Origin of the sequence: Neolewinella aquimaris (assembly GCF_014197245.1) — a bacterium.
Lineage (GTDB): Bacteria > Bacteroidota > Bacteroidia > Chitinophagales > Saprospiraceae > Neolewinella > Neolewinella aquimaris.
Genome location: NZ_JACIFF010000009.1, coordinates 111,384 through 127,308 on the forward strand (window position 1 = coordinate 111,384; position 15,925 = coordinate 127,308).

Below are 15,925 nucleotides of genomic sequence, written 5' to 3' on the forward strand. Positions count from 1 at the left end.
TTCGTATCTTTGCGGCCGCTTATGAATGGGAATCACGAACTACGCAACCTGCTCTCGAAGGAGGAGTTACGGGCCCGGCTCGACGCCGAAACGGAACCCCGCACTACCCTTTCGTTCTACCGCTACGCCCGGATCGACGATCCGCAGGCGTTCCGTGACGAATGCTACGCCCGGTGGTCGGAACTAGGTGTGCTGGGTCGGATCTACATTGCTACGGAAGGGATCAACGGACAGCTTTCGGTGCCGGCTTCCAAACTGGACGCCTTTCGGGAGGTGCTGTATAGCGTCACCTTTCTGGACGGTACCCGCCTGAATATCGCCATCGAGGCCGAGGCAAAATCCTTCCTTAAGCTCATCGTTAAGGTCCGGCCCAAGATCGTAGCCGACGGACTCGACGACGACACCTTCGACGTTACCAAGCGCGGGCGTCACCTCAGTGCCCGGGAAGTGAATGAGCTACTGGACCGGGAGGATACCCTGGTAGTGGACATGCGCAACCACTACGAGAGCGAGGTCGGCTACTTCCGGGGGGCGATCCGGCCCGAGGTGACCAACTTTCGCGATATCCTGCCCGTGGTCGAGGAGCTGCTGGAGGACAAGAAAGACCGAGAGATCGTGATGTACTGCACCGGGGGCATCCGCTGTGAGAAGGCTAGTGCCTACTACCTGCACCGGGGATTCGAGCGGGTGAGCATGGTCGACGGCGGCATCATTGAGTACGCGCGCCAGTGCGAACGGGAGGGGCTGGTGACGAAGTACATCGGTAAGAACTTCGTGTTCGACGAACGACTGGGCGAGCGCATTACCGAGGACGTGGTGAGTTGCTGCCACCAGTGCGGTCGGCCAAGCGATCGACAGCTCGACTGCGCCAATACCGCCTGCCACATCCTCTTCGTGCAGTGCGAAGCGTGTGCCGCAACCTACGACGATTGCTGCTCAGCGGAATGCAGGGATTTTAATCGCCTCCCGGAAGAAGAGCGGGCGCAACGGACCTCCACCATCCTGTTCAACGGGCAGCGTTACGGGAAGGCAATGTTAAGGTCCGGCAAGAATTGAGTGACGACATAAATGTACCTACACCATAAGTGATTGTTACTCAGTGTCTTTAAAGGTACAATTTTCTAAAAACGCTTAACCCTGAGTTAACTTTAGCTTAACTTAGCGCAAAATTTCAACTTGCCGTGCTGTGTGTTGCGGTCAGTTGAAGGAGGCACGCTGGAAATTTGTCTTCCTTGACAACCATTGCAGCAGGCTAGATCGCTAATGTGTCGATGTGCAAAACAGTCTTTTCAAAATCACCTGTATATGAAGCTTAGTTATTTACTCAGGCCCCTGATGGGTCTGTGCGTCCTTCTATTATCCCTAGGCAGCCTTAGCGCCCAGCGCACCGTTTTAGGACAGGTTGTAGATTCCGAAAATACCCCCCTGATTGCTGCTACGGTTCAGGTTAAGAATACCACTACCGGAACGGTAACGGACATAGAGGGCAATTTTCAGCTTAGCGTACCCGAAGCGGCCAACACCTTGGTCGTTTCTTACCTGGGCTACGTCACCCGCGAAGTAGCCATCACTCCCGGCCCGATGACGATCACCCTGGCCACCAACCAGAACCTGCTCGATGAAGTAGTCGTTGTCGGCTACGGCACGGTACAAAAAAGCGACGTGGTAGGCTCCGTTGCCAGTGTCGACGTAGATGAGGCGACCGCCATTCCGACCACCAACGTCGCGGAAATGCTGCGCGGTCGGGCACCCGGCGTACAGGTCAACTTGGCCGACCCCCGGCCCGGCGGCACCTCCAACATCGTGATTCGGGGAAAGGTCTCCCTGGTCGGAAACGATCCGCTGATCATCGTCGACGGCGTTCCCTACGATAACATCAACGACGTGGCTCCGGAAGACATCGTCTCCATCGAAGTCCTGAAGGACGCTTCCAGTCAGGCCATCTACGGCGCCCGGGCGGCCAACGGGGTGATCCTCATCACCACCCGCCGCGGTAAGGAAGGCAAACTACAGGTCAACTACCACGGCTACGCCACCATACAGCAGCTGACCAAGAACTTCGACCTCTACAACGGAGAGGAGTTCGCCCAGCTCCGCCGCGAAGCCCAGCGTACGGACAACAACGACATGTACCTGGACGACGAGATCATCTTCGAGCCCCAGGAACTGCAGACCCTCCGGGACGGCGACTACGTAGACTGGGAAGACCTCGTGCTGGAAGACGCGGTGATCCAGAGCCACTCACTGACCCTAACGGGCGGCGGCGAAAACACCAAGGTGTACACGAGCCTGAACTACTTCGATCAGGACGGCCTGATCCCGACTTCCGGCTACAAGCGCGGCGCCATTCGGATGAACGTCGACCAACGCGTTACCGACCGGATTTCGCTGCAGGGTAACGTAAACTTCCAGAAGAGCCAGCAGAACAATGAGTCGAGCTCCCTCAATTTCATCAACATCTCCCCTCTGGCCCGGCCCTTCGATGAGAACGGCGACCTTGCCAAGTTCCCCCTCGGTGAGGGCAGCACGACGGTCAACCCCCTGTGGAACATCCGCGAATCGGACAACCAGACCGAGACCACGCTGATCGATCTCAACTTCGTGGGCAACTACGAATTCTTCCCCGGCCTGAGCTACAAACTCAATTCCTTCTTCCGCAACCGGGCGGCGGACCAGGGCATCTACCGCTCTTCCCTGCACTCGGAAGGGGACGCTGACATCCAGGGACTGGCAACCTTAGGTACCACCTTTTACCGGGAATACCTGCTGGAGAACATCGTCAACTACTCCCCCGAGATCAACGAAAACAACAAGCTGGACCTGCTCTTCGTACAGGCCACCAACCAGCGCAATACGGAGGAAACCAGCATCACCAAGTCCGGCTTCCCCAACGATGCCCTGGGCTTCAACGGCAACGCCACCGAGGTGAGAGAGAACAGCCGCAACGTAAGCCGTCGACGGCTGGTGTCCTTCCTCGGGCGGGTCCGGTACAACCTGAACGACCGCTACCTGCTTACCCTCACCATGCGGGCCGACGGCTCGAGCGTGTTTGCCGAAAACAACAAGTGGGGCTATTTCCCCGCCGCCGCCCTGGCCTGGAAAATGCACCAGGAACCGTTTTTGAGCAACATCGCCGCGGTTACCCAGCTTAAACTGCGGGTCAGCTACGGCTCTACGGGCAACGAAGGTATCAATCCGTCCCAATCGCTGGGTGTGGCCGACGACCTCCCCTACACCTTCGGCGGCGTCACGGCCGGCGGATTTGCTCCCCTCACCCGTCTGCCCAACCCCAACCTGAAGTGGGAAACCACCACCACCCTGAATGCCGGCATCGACTTCGGCTTCTGGAACAACCGCCTGTTGGGTACGGCGGAATACTACAAATCCAGTACGACCGATTTCCTCCTCGATCGCGCCCTGGCGGGCACGACCGGCTTCACGGTCACCCGCTTCAACATCGGCGAAGTAGAGAACCGGGGCGTGGAACTCAGCCTTAGCTACGACGTGATCCGCAACGAAAATCTCCGGTGGAACGTCGGGGCGATCTGGTCGACCAACCGCAACGAGATCATCAGCCTCGACGGCTCGACAGACGAGAACGGAGAGCCCATCGACTTCGTGTCCCAGGGCCTCTTCATCGGGGAGCCCATCGACAACATCCGCCAGCGGGTGTTCGACGGAATCTTCCAGGCCGACGACGACATCGCTAATTCCGCCCAGCCGGACGCAATTCCCGGCGACGTGCGGGTCGTCGACCTGAACGGCGACAACATGATCACCGACCTGGACCTCCAGATATTCCGGGAGAACCCCGACTGGTACGGTTCGCTTAACACCACGGTGGCCTGGAAGGGATTCGACCTCCTGGCCGACCTGTACTTCGTCAGCGGAGCCCTCAAACTCAATCCCTACCTGGCCGATTTCAATCTGGGTGGAACGCTTCAGGGCGCCCGCAACGGCATCCGGGTCAATTACTACACGCCGGAGAACCCGAGCAACGACTTCCCCCGTCCCCGTCCCAATACCCCTTCCAACCTCTTTCCCCTCGCCGTTAAGGACGCCAGCTACATGCGCTTGCGCACCCTCACGCTGGGCTACACCATTCCCACTGCAACCGTGAGCCAGATCGGGCTGGGCAGCATCAAAGTGTACGCTACGGGCACCAACCTGTTTACCGACACCGAGTACAAATCGTACAGTCCGGAAGTAAATCCCGGGGCATTTCCGGATGCGAAGGGATATACGTTCGGCCTCAAGGTCGGCTTCTAAACTATCAATAAGAATAAGCACCCGGCCGCAGGTCGGGGCCAAAGAATAGCCTTATGAAAAAAGAATTCATGCATATTGGAAGGTCCGCATGTTGGTTACTTCCCCTCCTCTTTTTTGTTACCTCGTGTCAGGAATTCCTCGAAGACGAGCTCCTCTCCGAAACGTCCGTGGACTACCTCTACAGTACGCCCGAGGGCCTGGAGGACGCCGTGGTCGGACTGTACGCCCTCAACCGCGCCTACATTGAGTCGGGCGCCGGCAACAACGACCACCGCGCCCTGATCATGCAGGCCAAGTCGGACCTGACCCTGGGCCGGGCCGGCGAAATCGCGCTTTACGCCCGCCTGGGCTGGGGCCGTGACCTCACCACCGGCGGACAGGGCGGCTACAGCCACTACTGGCGCAACTACTACCGGGTCGTCGACCGGGCCAATGCCATCATTGCCGCGGCCGAGACCGTTGCTTTCGAGGATAGCGATCTGGACCGCAAGAACCAGATCCTCGGTGAAGCCCGGACCATGCGCGCCAATGCTTACTTCACGCTCTACCGGATGTTCAACAACATCTTCATCACCACCGAACCGACCTCTCCGGAAAATGCCTTCGACGTTCCCCAGGACAAGAGCAGCCCCGAAGAGATCTTTGCCCTCATCAATGCCGATCTTGATTTCGCGATCAATAATCTAGAATGGACCACGCCGGATTTCGGCCGCTGGACCCAGGCCTCCGCCCGCCACCTCAAGGCTAAGGTAGCCATGTGGCAGAGCGACTGGACCGAGGCCATTGCCCAGTCGGATGCGGTCATCAACGAAGGCAGCTACTCCCTTCTTTCCAATACCGGTGATGTATTCGCCGGCGACCTGAACCACTCCGAAACCCTCTTCGCCATTCAATTCGAAGACGGCGTCATCGGGGGCGGCACCCGCAACCAGATTCACTTCAACCTCGTCGCTAACTACCTGGAGATTCCGGGCGTCGTACGGTCCAGTGAGAACGGTGGCCGCGGTGCATCGCTGCTCGTACCCAACAACTACCTGGTCGACTTGCTGGCCGAAGACCCCAACGACACCCGCGACGATGGGACCTACATGATCAGCCGGTACCGCTATAACGATCCGGCCACCCTACCGCCGGGCGTACAGATCGGAGACACGATCGACATTTACGACCGGGATAGCGAGGACCCCAACAACTTCCGCCAGTACTACAAAACCCTTAACCCCGGCGTGCTTAAGTTCCAGCAGCGGGACGCAGATCCGAACGAGGCGAACACCATCAAAAACATCATGGTCTACCGCCTGGCCGAAACCTACCTCATCTCCGCCGAAGCCCACATGCGGCAGGGCAATACCGATACGGCACTGGAGCGCCTCAATGCCATCCGTACCCGCGCCGGTGCCGCCCCCGTGAATGAGATCAACCAGGAGGTTATCCTCGACGAGCGCGCCCGCGAACTTTTCTTCGAGGGTCAGCGCTGGTTCACCCTTAAGCGCATGGGCGTCCTGGTCGAATACATCATGGACCACGCCGGCAACGACAACCTGCAGAGCATCGCCCGCGAACGCATCACGCCGATCCAGCAGAACATCTTCATCCCGGAGGCGGAAATTCAGCTGCTGGGCCCCAACTATCCACAGAACGAAGGCTACTAACGCAACCCTATGCAATATCCATTTCTTCTTGCCCTCATTATGCTAAGTACTTGGGCGGGCGCGCAGGTCCCGTGTACTATGGATAAAGAGCAAGCGCCCCTGGAGGTGATGTCCTACAACATCCGTCTGAATGTTGCCAGCGACGGAGAGAATGCCTGGCCCAACCGGCGGGAGTTTCTCGTCAGCCAGGTGTTGTTTCACGCCCCGGACATCATCGGCACCCAGGAAGTGCTACCCGACCAGTTGGCCTACCTGAAGGAAAAGCTGACCCCCTACGCCGTGATCGGCGAGGGCCGTGAGGGCGGCGACGCCGGAGAATATTCCGCGCTCTTCTACGACCGACGGAAATTCAGCGTGGAGGAGGGAGGGACCTTCTGGCTCTCCCCCACCCCGGATGCCGTAGCCTCAGTCGGTTGGGATGCCGCCCTGCCGCGGATCGTCACTTACGGGCGTTTCCGCGATCGGACGAGCGGTCAGGAATTTATGGCCTTCAACACCCACTTCGACCACCGCGGCGAGCAAGCCCGGGTCGAGAGTGCCCGCCTGATCACGCAGATGATGGATTCCCTGAATCAGCAAAACCTGCCCGTCGTGCTCACCGGTGACCTTAACCTCACTCCGGAAACCGCAGCCATCCAGACGCTCACCGATTCGCTCGTCGATGCCTACGCGGCAGCGCCCGTTCGTCTCGGACCCAGCGGGACTTTCACCGGCTTCGACCACGCCACTCCCGCCGAACGACGTATTGATTACATCATGGTCTCTCCCGGCATCCGGGTAAGGAAGTTTGCGACCCTGACCGATGCCGTAGACGGGCGCTATCCCTCCGACCACTTTGCCGTTGTGGCTTCACTGGACCTGTGTCCCCGCCCCCTGATCGTTGCCCACCGCGGGGCAAGCGGCCATGCCGTAGAGAACAGTCTGCCTGCCTTTCAGAAGGCGATTGAGCTAGGAGCCGAAATGACGGAGCTGGACGTATGGCGCCTTAAGGACGGGACCATCGTCGTGCACCACGATTCCGACCTCAAGCGACTCTCCGATACCGAGGGCAAGATCGAGGACTACACCCTGGAAGATCTCAACCAGGTAATGTTGGCCGGCGCTTACAAGATTCCCCGGCTGCGGGACGTGCTGATGCTGGTCGATAAGCGCATGATGATCAACGTCGAGCTAAAGGGCGCCAATACCGCCGAGGGCACCTACGAGCTTATCCGGGAGTTCATCGACAACCACGGCTGGAAGATCGAAGATTTTCAGATCTCCAGTTTCCGCCACGACGAGCTAAAACGCATGCGGGAGCTTTCCCCCGATATCGACATTGCCATTCTGCCCCACGGAAACCCCCTAGACGCCCTTGCGGTGGCTCAGGAGGTCGGAGCAATCGCAATCAATGCCTACCACGGCGGACTGACCAAGGAATCGGTCGACGCCATACACGCCGCCGGCTTGCTTGTGAACGCCTGGACGGTCAACGAAAAGGCCGATATGCGCCGTCTGCGCGATCTCGGGGTCGACGGCTTTATTACCAACTACCCCGATCGGGTGCGGGCGCTGGACTAGCTATTTTCCGGAAAGGTACCCCGCAGCAACCAGTCGAATACTTCGGGTGCGGCGAGCCGGTCCGGCGTATCCATGGCACTGATGAATACCGGCTTGTCGCCGTCCTTTCCGCCGAGGAAACCGTGGGAGCCCTTTACCAGATCCGCGTTCAGGGGCACCACGTCCATCAATGTACGGAAGCCGAGTTTCTTACCGGCTACTTTGAGCGCGATGCGGGGAATGAGTAGCTTTTTCTCGGGGTCAAGGAACATCTCTACCGGGTCGTAACCGGGTTTTTTGTGGATGTCTACCGTGCGGGCATAGTCCGGGGCGCGGGCATCGTCGAGCCAGTAATAGTAGGTAAACCAGCTGCGGTCGTCGGCCACGGCGACCAGTTCTCCGGAGCGGGGGTGGTCGATTTTATGGAGTTTCTTTCCCTCTTCGTCGAGTAGTTGTCCAATGCCGGGTACGCGTTGGAGCAATGCACGTACGTGGGGGATGTCCGCCGGATCTTTGATGTAAATGTGCGCGATCTGGTGGTCGGCCATGGCGACGGCCCGGCAGGTACCGACATCGAGGAGTTCCGTACCCCGTTCTTCGCGGACGCTGATCAGGCCGGCTTCGCGGAGGATGCGGTTGATGTGGACGGGGCGGTCGACGTTGGTGATGCCGTACTCCGAGAGTACCATGACTTCTACGCCGTTGCCCTCGTAGAATTCGATAAGGTCTTTAACTACTCCGTCGATCTCGCGCAGGTCCTGGCGGACGGAGGGGTGGTCCTGTCCGTAACGCTGGAGGTTGTAGTCGAGGTGCGGCAGGTAGACCAAGTTCATCGTGGGTTGGTGCCAGTCGTACACCCGCATGGCGGCATCGGCGATCCAGCGGCTGCTGACGATGTTGGTGCGCGGGCCCCAGAAGGAGAATAGGGGGAAGGTGCCGAGTTCTTTTTGCAGTCGCTCCCGCAGGTCCATCGGATAGCTGTAGCAGTCGGGCATTTTGCGACCGTCGGCCAGATACTGGGGGCGCGGGGTGACGCAGTAGTCTACCGAGGAGTACATATTGTACCACCAGAACATATTGGCGACGGTGAAGGAGGGGTCGCGCTCGCGGGCAACCTCCCAGATTTTCGGCGACTTGACCAAGTGGTTGCTCTGACGCCACAGTTTGATCTCCTGCTCGTCGCGGAAGAGCCAGCCGTTGGCGACGATGCCGTGGTCGCGGGGGTATTTGCCGGTGAGGTAGCTGGTCTGTGCCGTGGTGGTTACGGCGGGCAGGGCGGGGTCGACGGTGGTCACCTTGCGGCCGGCGGACCACTGTTTCAGGAAGGGGGTGTCTTCTCCGATGAGGTCGGCGCTCAGGCCTACGATGTCGATGATGGCTACTTGTTGCATGGGCTCACCGCGGATTACGCGGATTTAGGGCGCGGATTAGGCGCGGATTTAGACAGTTGATCCATTACCCACTGTAGTTCGCGGACGATCGAGTCGGTGAGGGACAGGCGCTGGTGATCGGGGAGTACGTCCCAGGTGTAGGTTTCTACTTCGAGGTGGGGGGTGTAGGGTGCGGCGTTCCAGATACGTAGGGAGTCGCGGATGGCATCGTTAGTGGATTCCAGCACACCGTAGCGGTCGGCGTAGATTGGAACGTGGAAGTGGGTGCGCAGTTCCCGGTATTCCGGGTCAGCCATGACTTCCAGGGCCGGGGCCAGGTCCGGAAATTGGTCGACCGAACCATCGCTCCGCCGCAGGGCGGCCTGGTGCAGGTAGGTGGGTTCGTCGTAGGGCAGGAGGCTGTCGTGTACCGCTTGCCGGTCATCAGTCAGGTCAGCCTTCAGCGCCGCGCTAATTTGAAGGCGACCGATGCGGATGCCTGCGTTCTGTAGCTTATTCAGTACGTCGGCGGGAGCTTCGTAGCCTACCGCGAAGTGGCACACATCGTAGCAGATGGCCAGGTGGCGACGGACCTGGTTCTCATTGCCGTTCGCCAGCATACGGTCGTAAAAGTCGAGGAACTCCGTGCTGTTTTCGAGCAGACCGTCTGGTTCGGGCTCAATGTCGAGGTGGAGGTCTTTTCCAGTGTGCGCATAGATGGCGGCCAGGTGATCAATCACTTCGAGCACATGGCTGTCCATTTGGGAGGTTCTTTGCTCCTGCGCGCCGCCGCCCAGATTTGCCAGCCACGGTTTGTAGGAAAGGGGGGAGGTGGAAACGCCGCCGTCCATGCCCTCCGGAAGGAGTTCGGCCAGGATATCGAAGAGCTGTTTGGTGTAATCGACGCGGGCGCGGGTGCTCCAGTCGGGGGTGTGCACCTGGTCCTTCACCGCCTCGCCGTGAAAGCCGCCGTAGGGGAAGCCGTTCATGGTGAAGACGTAGCAGTCGTGGTTCGCCAGCCAGTGCTTGAAGTCGGCCAGTGCCGTCGGTTCGGAGAGTTGTCGGGCTGCCACCGCCGATAGCCTTAGTCCGATGCCGAAGGCCTTGCCGCCGGTCAGTTTCTCCTTTACCGCCAGGACATGCCGCAGACTTTCCTTTACCTCCGTCCAGGTTTCACCGGGGTGGATGTTGGTGCAGTAGGTGAGGTGACCGTGGGGGGGGAGGTGCATTTTGGGGGGAGTAGTTGTTGGGTTGTTGGGTTTTTAGTTGTTGGGTTGTGGGGATGCTCGGTGCGCTCGTGGGCTGGAGAATGTAACGCATGCAATGCGGGCAACCCAACAGCCCAACAAATCACCAACCCACAACTAGGTAACGGCGAAATAGCGGGCAAGGCCCAGCGATACGGGAAGCAGGAGCAGCACCATCAAACCGGCCGGGATGCCCAGGAAGGCGGCGGTCAGGCAGGCGTTGAGGGGGATGAGGGATACGACCCCGGTTTTGACGGCGCGCTTGATCAGGTCGGGTCGGTTGTCGCGGATGGCGGTGAGTTTTGCGTGGACGTTCATGCCGAACCAGAGCAGGAAAAAGGGGAACAGGGGCAAGAAATTGGCCGCGGTGAACCGGGGGATGAGCAGCAAGGTAAGGGCAACCAGGACATCCAGGGAAAGGGCGAGCCGGATGGAAGCGCGGTTGTTGCCACCCACCTCTCCCCTACTCGTGAGGGTGATGGCGGCAATGAAGACAATGGGAATGAAGGCCAGCCACCAGTATGTTTGGAGTGCTACGATACTTAGGCTTACGCCGAGCAGCAGGTTAACGCCCCGGCAAAGGCCCATGACGAGCGGTCCGAAAACGGGGTGATGCTTTGCTTTTTTGTCGTACGTGAGGGCGAGGGCAGCTACGATGATGGCGATTGCTCCGCTTGTTCCGGACACCAGGGCGGAGATGATGATGCCCATAAACAGCAGCATGCCCCCCAGGAATACGGCGCTGGCAATCGATACGCGGCCACTAGGGAGGGCACGTTCGGGTCGTTCGATGCGGTCGAGATCTACATCGAACACGTCGTTGAAGACTACGCCGCCGCCGTAGAGTCCGATGGTGGCCAGGGCGAGCCAGCCGACCTGATGGTCTATCGCTCCGGTAACGGCGGCGGCTACGCTGGCTCCGGCGAGAATGTCCGCGACGGCCGTCACGAGGTTGGCCGGGCGCATCAGGGTAAGGTAGGGTCGTAGAGCCACGCTAGTTCTCAATGATGTTGTCGGTTTTGCGGCCATTGCGCAGGACGCTGTTGCCGCTGAAGAGCTGGTCGCGGTCGATGTCGGGGGCGTCGAGCCAGTCGGATTCTTTCATTTGTCCGCTTTGTCCGTAGGCGGTGAGGGCGTTGCCGTAGGTGACCAGCTTTACGTCTTCTTCCGGGATGCCGCGTTGGAGCATGAGGGCGGCGGTCTTTGGTACGGAAAGCGGGTCGCTGATGCCCCAGTCGGCCGAGCTGTCGACGATGATTCGTTCCGGGCCGTAGTGTTTCATGAGGTCGACCATGCGTTCGTTGCCCATTTTGGTGCCGGGGTAGATGGTGAAGGCCGTCCAGTAGCCGCGGTCGAGCACTTCCTTGGCGGTCTCTTCATTGCAGTGGTCGATGATGACCTTGGTGGGGTCGCAGCCGTGTTCTTCCAGAACGTCCATGCTCCGGTAGGTGCCGTTTTTCTTATCGCGGTGGGGGGTATGGATGAGGATGGGCAAGTCGAGCTCCAGGGCCAGTTCGATCTGTAGGCGGAAGTACTTGTCTTCGGCGGCGGTCTGGTCGTCATACCCGATCTCTCCGATGGCCACTACTCCTTCCTTGGTGGCGTAAAGGGGGAGCAGTTCCATGACAGCTTCCGCGAGCGGCTCGTTGTTGGCTTCCTTAGAATTCAGGCCCATTGTGCAGTAGTGGCGAATGCCGAACTGGGAAGAGCGAAAGCGTTCCCAGCCTACCAGGGTGCTGAAGTAGTCCTTGAAGCTGCCGACTTCCGTGCGCGGCTGGCCGAGCCAGAAGGCGGGTTCGATCAGGGCAACGACGCCTGCGGCGCGCATGGCCTCGTAGTCGTCGGTGGTGCGGGAAACCATGTGTACGTGGGGGTCGATGAATTGCACGGGTGGGGGGTTAGTTCGTTAGTCAGTTAGTTCGTTGGTTGGGTGGCCTGGCGGCCGATTTCGTTCCAGGAGGGGGATTCGGCGTTTGGGTGGAGGGCTTTGTGGGCGGCGGATTTTTCGAGGGGGGTGCCTTCTTTGGCGGTCAACTCCAGGGCGGCGCGGGCGCGGGAGCTGAGAAATCCGTCGATGAAGCGCCAGAGTTCGGGGCTGACGGGGCGGTGGGCGCTGCGGCGTTCTTCGGCATAGTCGAGAAAGATGTCGGCGAGCTTCGCATTTTTGCGCTCTTCGATGCGGTAGATGCGGTACATGGGGCGGTCCATGAACATGGCCTTGAGCACCATGTGGTTCCAGGCGTCTTCGGAAAGGTAGCGAGCGGGATAGGGATTTTCGAGGGCGATGGCATCGAATACGCCGACCATGTTGGTGCGGAGTCCTTCGCGGGTGCGGGGGACGAAGTCGGCGGCGTTTTTCAGGAAGTAGAGTCCCTTATAAAGTGCGATGAGCTCGCGGTAGTCAGCGGTAGCGAAGAGGTTGTCGAGCACCTTGTTGTTGGTCTCCGTGGGGAGGGACGTCATCAGCAGAATGCGGGCCAGTTGGTCGGTGGTCCAGTCGGTGGCGCTGAAGTTTGGGTAAGCGACATTGAGGCCGCTGAGGGCGGACTCGCTGAAGGTCATTTCGTCCTTTCCGACGAAGCGGGGACACGCACCGAAGGCCAGGTAGAAGGAGCGCGGTTTAAAATCCTGGTTGAGGGTAGAAAGCTTAGACTCCAGCCACTGGAAGGATTCCGCGGGAAGGTGCTTCTGGAGGATATGGTGGAGGGTATGATGCATGTAGCGAGGTTGACAACACCCTGAGTGAGCCGGTGAGTACGTTTAATCGATGGACAGTGTACGAAGAATCGGCTGAATTAAAAAGGATTGCGGGATTCAAGACCGTCGCCCCCCCTAGTTCTCCTTCACCATCATTCCCCCTATCTTTAGCTGGGCCTTCAGGGCGAAGACCTCGTCGCGATACTGGGCGGCACTCATGAAGTCGAGCTCCTTCGCGGCCTTCTTCATTTTTCGTTCCGCTTCCTGAATGGCTAGTTCAAGCTGGTCGCGCGTCATGTGCTGGAGTACGGGATCGGCGGCGAGGCTGGGCTGGGTTTGCTCCACGTAAGCGCGTTTGCCGTTCTTGCCCCGGATGTCGAGGATGGTACTCCGATTGATGATCTCGTCGCGGGTTTTGGCCATCGTGGTCGGAGTAATGTCGTTCTCCTCGTTGTAGGCCAGCTGGATGGCGCGCCGGCGGTTGGTCTCGTCGATGGTGCGGCGCATCGAGTCGGTGATTACGTCGGCGTACATGATGACCAGTCCGTTGCTATTGCGCGCGGCACGACCGGCAGTCTGGGTGAGGCTTCTTTCGTTGCGGAGGAACCCTTCCTTGTCGGCATCGAGGATCGCGACCAGGGATACTTCCGGGAGGTCGAGTCCTTCCCGTAATAGGTTTACCCCCACCAGCACATCGAACTCGCCGAGGCGGAGGTCACGCAGAATTTCTACCCGTTCCATCGTATCCACTTCCGAGTGAATGTAGCGGACCTTGATGCTCATATTGGCGAAGTAGCTGGTCAGTTCCTCGCTCATGCGTTTGGTGAGGGTCGTGACCAACACTCGCTCATTCACCTTGCGGCGCTCGTCGATCTCCTCCATCAGGTCGTCGATCTGGTTGAGGCTGGGTCGGACCTCGATGGGTGGGTCGAGCAGTCCAGTGGGACGGATGAGCTGCTCTACAATCTCTCCCCCGGTCTGTTCGAGTTCGTAGTCACCCGGCGTGGCGGATACGTAAACGACCTGGTTGATCAGGCTTTCGAATTCCGTGAAGTTGAGGGGACGGTTGTCCATCGCCGAGGGCAGGCGGAAACCAAAGTTGACCAGCGAGAGCTTGCGGGCCCGGTCGCCACCGAACATGCCCCTTACCTGGGGGATGGTGACGTGGCTTTCGTCAATGATCATGAGGAAGTCGTCGGGGAAGTAATCCAGCAAACAGAACGGGCGCGTTCCCGGCCGGCGACCGTCAAAGAAGCGGCTGTAGTTTTCGACCCCGTTGCAGTATCCTAATTCCCGCATCATCTCCAGATCGAAGCTGGTGCGCTCGTGGATGCGCTTGGCTTCCAGCAGCCGGCCTTCGCGTTCAAAGTAGCGTTCCTGCTCGTACAGTTCGTCTTCAATGTTTCGGATGATGCTGTTGAGGCGTTCCTTGGGGGCGACGTAGAGGTTGGCGGGAAAGATGGCGGCGTTGCGCATGGTTTCGATGCGCTTACCGGATTCGATCTCGATCTTTTCGATGGTTTCGATCTCATCCCCGAAGAAGACCACCCGGTAGCCGAATTCTACGTAGGGGAGGTTGATGTCGACCGTATCGCCCCGGACGCGGAAGGTGGCACGGCGGAAGTCGGTCTCGGTGCGGCTATATAGGCTGTCGACCAGGTCGTAGAGGAATCCGTTGCGGCTCTTGGTTTGTCCTACCTCCAGGCGGATGATACCGGACTTATAATCTTCCGGATTGCCCATACCGTAGATGCAGCTGACGGATGCGACGATGATGATGTCGCGGCGGCCGCTGAGCAGATTGGACGTAGCACGAAGCCGAAGTTTGTCGACTTCCTCGTTGATCGCGAGGTCCTTCTCGATGAAGGTATCGGAAGTTGAAATGTAGGCTTCCGGCTGGTAGTAGTCGTAGTAGCTCACGAAGTACTCCACCGCGTTGTCGGGGAAGAATTCGGTGAATTCTCCGTAGAGTTGGGCCGTCAGGGTCTTGTTGTGGGTCAGGACGAGCGTTGGCCGGTTCAACTGCGCAATGGCGTTGGCCATCGTGAAGGTTTTTCCCGAGCCGGTGACTCCGAGCAGTACTTGTCCGCGCTCCCCCTCTTCTACGCCGGCTACCAGCTTTTCGATGGCCTGTGGCTGGTCGCCGGTTGGAGAGAATTTGGACTTGAGCTTAAAGGCCATGGCAGTGGGGGTTACGGACTGAATGGGAACCGGATTAAACGGTGAAGGGTTGATCGTGGCCCCGGGTAATAGGCAACCCCAAACAGAAGTATACTTTTAAGCTCAAATCCCGGGGTAGTAACATCGGTTAACAGAAGGGTTTTCTTTAGTGCAACGGACTTGCTGAGTAGCGTTTAAAAAGTTCTATTTACCCCAGCAAATCTGGCCGCCGCTCCTCCGTCCGCTCCAGGGCCCGCTCCTCCCGCCACTCCTCAATGGCCCCCGTGTTCCCACTCAGTAAAATAGCCGGCACCTCCCTACCCCGCCACTCGGCCGGACGGGTGTACACCGGTGGGGCCAGCAGGTCGTCCTGAAAGGTATCGGTGAGCGCGCTGGTTTCGTCGCCGATGACGCCCGGGAGGAGGCGACCGATGCTATCGACCACAACCGCCGCAGCCAGTTCTCCGCCGGACAGTACATAGTCGCCAATGCTGAGCTCCAGGGTGACGTACTCTTCACGAATGCGCTCGTCGATGCCTTTGTAGTGGCCGCAGATCATGAGCAGGTTGTTCTGTAGTGACAATCGGTTGGCCCGCCGCTGAGCGAAGCGTTCGCCGTCGGGGGTGAGGTAGATGATTTCGTCGTAGGTACGCCGGCTTTTCAGTTCGTCGATCAGCGCGGCCAGGGGTTCGCAGCGCATGACCATGCCAGCACCGCCCCCGAATTGGTAATCATCGACGCTGTTGTGTTTCCCTAGACCGTAGGGCCGCAGGTCGTGCACGTTTACGGTCAGCAGCCCTTTGTCCTTCGCCCGCTGCATGATGCTGTGGGAGAGCGGGCTCTCGAGCAGTTCGGGTACGGTAGAGATAATATCGATGTGCATGGCTGAAAAACGTTGGTGCAAAACTACTGCCTGGGGTCGGGACCGGAAGAACACGATGAAGGTCAACGCGCTGAGCTCTTTTTGGCTGCCCCCCGACATTTTTTCAAC

General features: G+C 59.2%; 11 protein-coding genes. 4 read left to right on the forward strand and 7 right to left on the reverse strand.

Annotated features, from left to right (window positions below; translation table 11 throughout):
• Positions 1-21: 21 nt before the first annotated feature.
• The 4 genes from trhO to GGR28_RS16300 all read left to right on the forward strand — a co-directional run bounded on the left by trhO (position 22) and on the right by GGR28_RS16300 (position 7,481).
• Positions 22-1,056: an oxygen-dependent tRNA uridine(34) hydroxylase TrhO gene (gene trhO / locus GGR28_RS16285; protein ID WP_183496884.1), complete on the forward strand. Its 1,035-nt coding sequence runs from the start codon at positions 22-24 to the stop codon at positions 1,054-1,056.
• Positions 1,057-1,305: 249 nt separating this feature from the next.
• Positions 1,306-4,269 carry a SusC/RagA family TonB-linked outer membrane protein gene (locus tag GGR28_RS16290; RefSeq protein WP_183496885.1) on the forward strand — a complete coding sequence of 988 codons (2,964 nt, stop codon included), beginning with the start codon at positions 1,306-1,308 and terminating at the stop codon, positions 4,267-4,269.
• A 53-nt stretch (positions 4,270-4,322) separates the two neighbouring features.
• Positions 4,323-5,921, forward strand: a complete 1,599-nt coding sequence (locus tag GGR28_RS16295) for a RagB/SusD family nutrient uptake outer membrane protein (RefSeq protein ID WP_246416795.1) — start codon at positions 4,323-4,325, stop codon at positions 5,919-5,921.
• A 78-nt stretch (positions 5,922-5,999) separates the two neighbouring features.
• A complete protein-coding gene (locus tag GGR28_RS16300) occupies positions 6,000-7,481 on the forward strand; it encodes a glycerophosphodiester phosphodiesterase family protein (RefSeq protein ID WP_183496886.1) in 1,482 nt (493 codons plus the stop codon).
• On the opposite strand, the gene GGR28_RS16305 is transcribed toward GGR28_RS16300, so the two are convergent.
• From GGR28_RS16305 to trmD, 7 genes are all read right to left on the reverse strand, one after another.
• Positions 7,478-8,851 (reverse strand): alkaline phosphatase family protein, encoded by a 1,374-nt coding sequence (locus GGR28_RS16305; protein ID WP_183496887.1) that lies wholly within the window; start codon positions 8,849-8,851, stop codon positions 7,478-7,480. The two genes, GGR28_RS16300 and GGR28_RS16305, sit on opposite strands and share 4 nt — an antisense overlap.
• A gap of 14 nt (positions 8,852-8,865) precedes the next feature.
• Positions 8,866-10,059 (reverse strand): metabolite traffic protein EboE, encoded by a 1,194-nt coding sequence (gene eboE / locus GGR28_RS16310; protein WP_183496888.1) that lies wholly within the window; start codon positions 10,057-10,059, stop codon positions 8,866-8,868.
• 135 nt (positions 10,060-10,194) lie between these two features.
• The gene (gene eboC / locus GGR28_RS16315; RefSeq protein WP_221233923.1) at positions 10,195-11,043 is read right to left on the reverse strand and encodes a UbiA-like protein EboC; all 849 of its coding nucleotides are present in this window, start codon (positions 11,041-11,043) and stop codon (positions 10,195-10,197) included.
• Positions 11,044-11,071: 28 nt separating this feature from the next.
• Positions 11,072-11,965 carry a TatD family hydrolase gene (locus GGR28_RS16320; protein ID WP_183496890.1) on the reverse strand — a complete coding sequence of 298 codons (894 nt, stop codon included), beginning with the start codon at positions 11,963-11,965 and terminating at the stop codon, positions 11,072-11,074.
• Between the two features lie 26 nt (positions 11,966-11,991).
• The gene (locus GGR28_RS16325; protein ID WP_183496891.1) at positions 11,992-12,795 is read right to left on the reverse strand and encodes an EboA domain-containing protein; all 804 of its coding nucleotides are present in this window, start codon (positions 12,793-12,795) and stop codon (positions 11,992-11,994) included.
• Positions 12,796-12,909: 114 nt separating this feature from the next.
• The gene (uvrB, locus tag GGR28_RS16330; protein ID WP_183496892.1) at positions 12,910-14,955 is read right to left on the reverse strand and encodes an excinuclease ABC subunit UvrB; all 2,046 of its coding nucleotides are present in this window, start codon (positions 14,953-14,955) and stop codon (positions 12,910-12,912) included.
• 187 nt (positions 14,956-15,142) lie between these two features.
• A complete protein-coding gene (gene trmD / locus GGR28_RS16335; RefSeq protein WP_183496893.1) occupies positions 15,143-15,817 on the reverse strand; it encodes a tRNA (guanosine(37)-N1)-methyltransferase TrmD in 675 nt (224 codons plus the stop codon).
• Between the last annotated feature and the right edge of the window lie 108 nt (positions 15,818-15,925).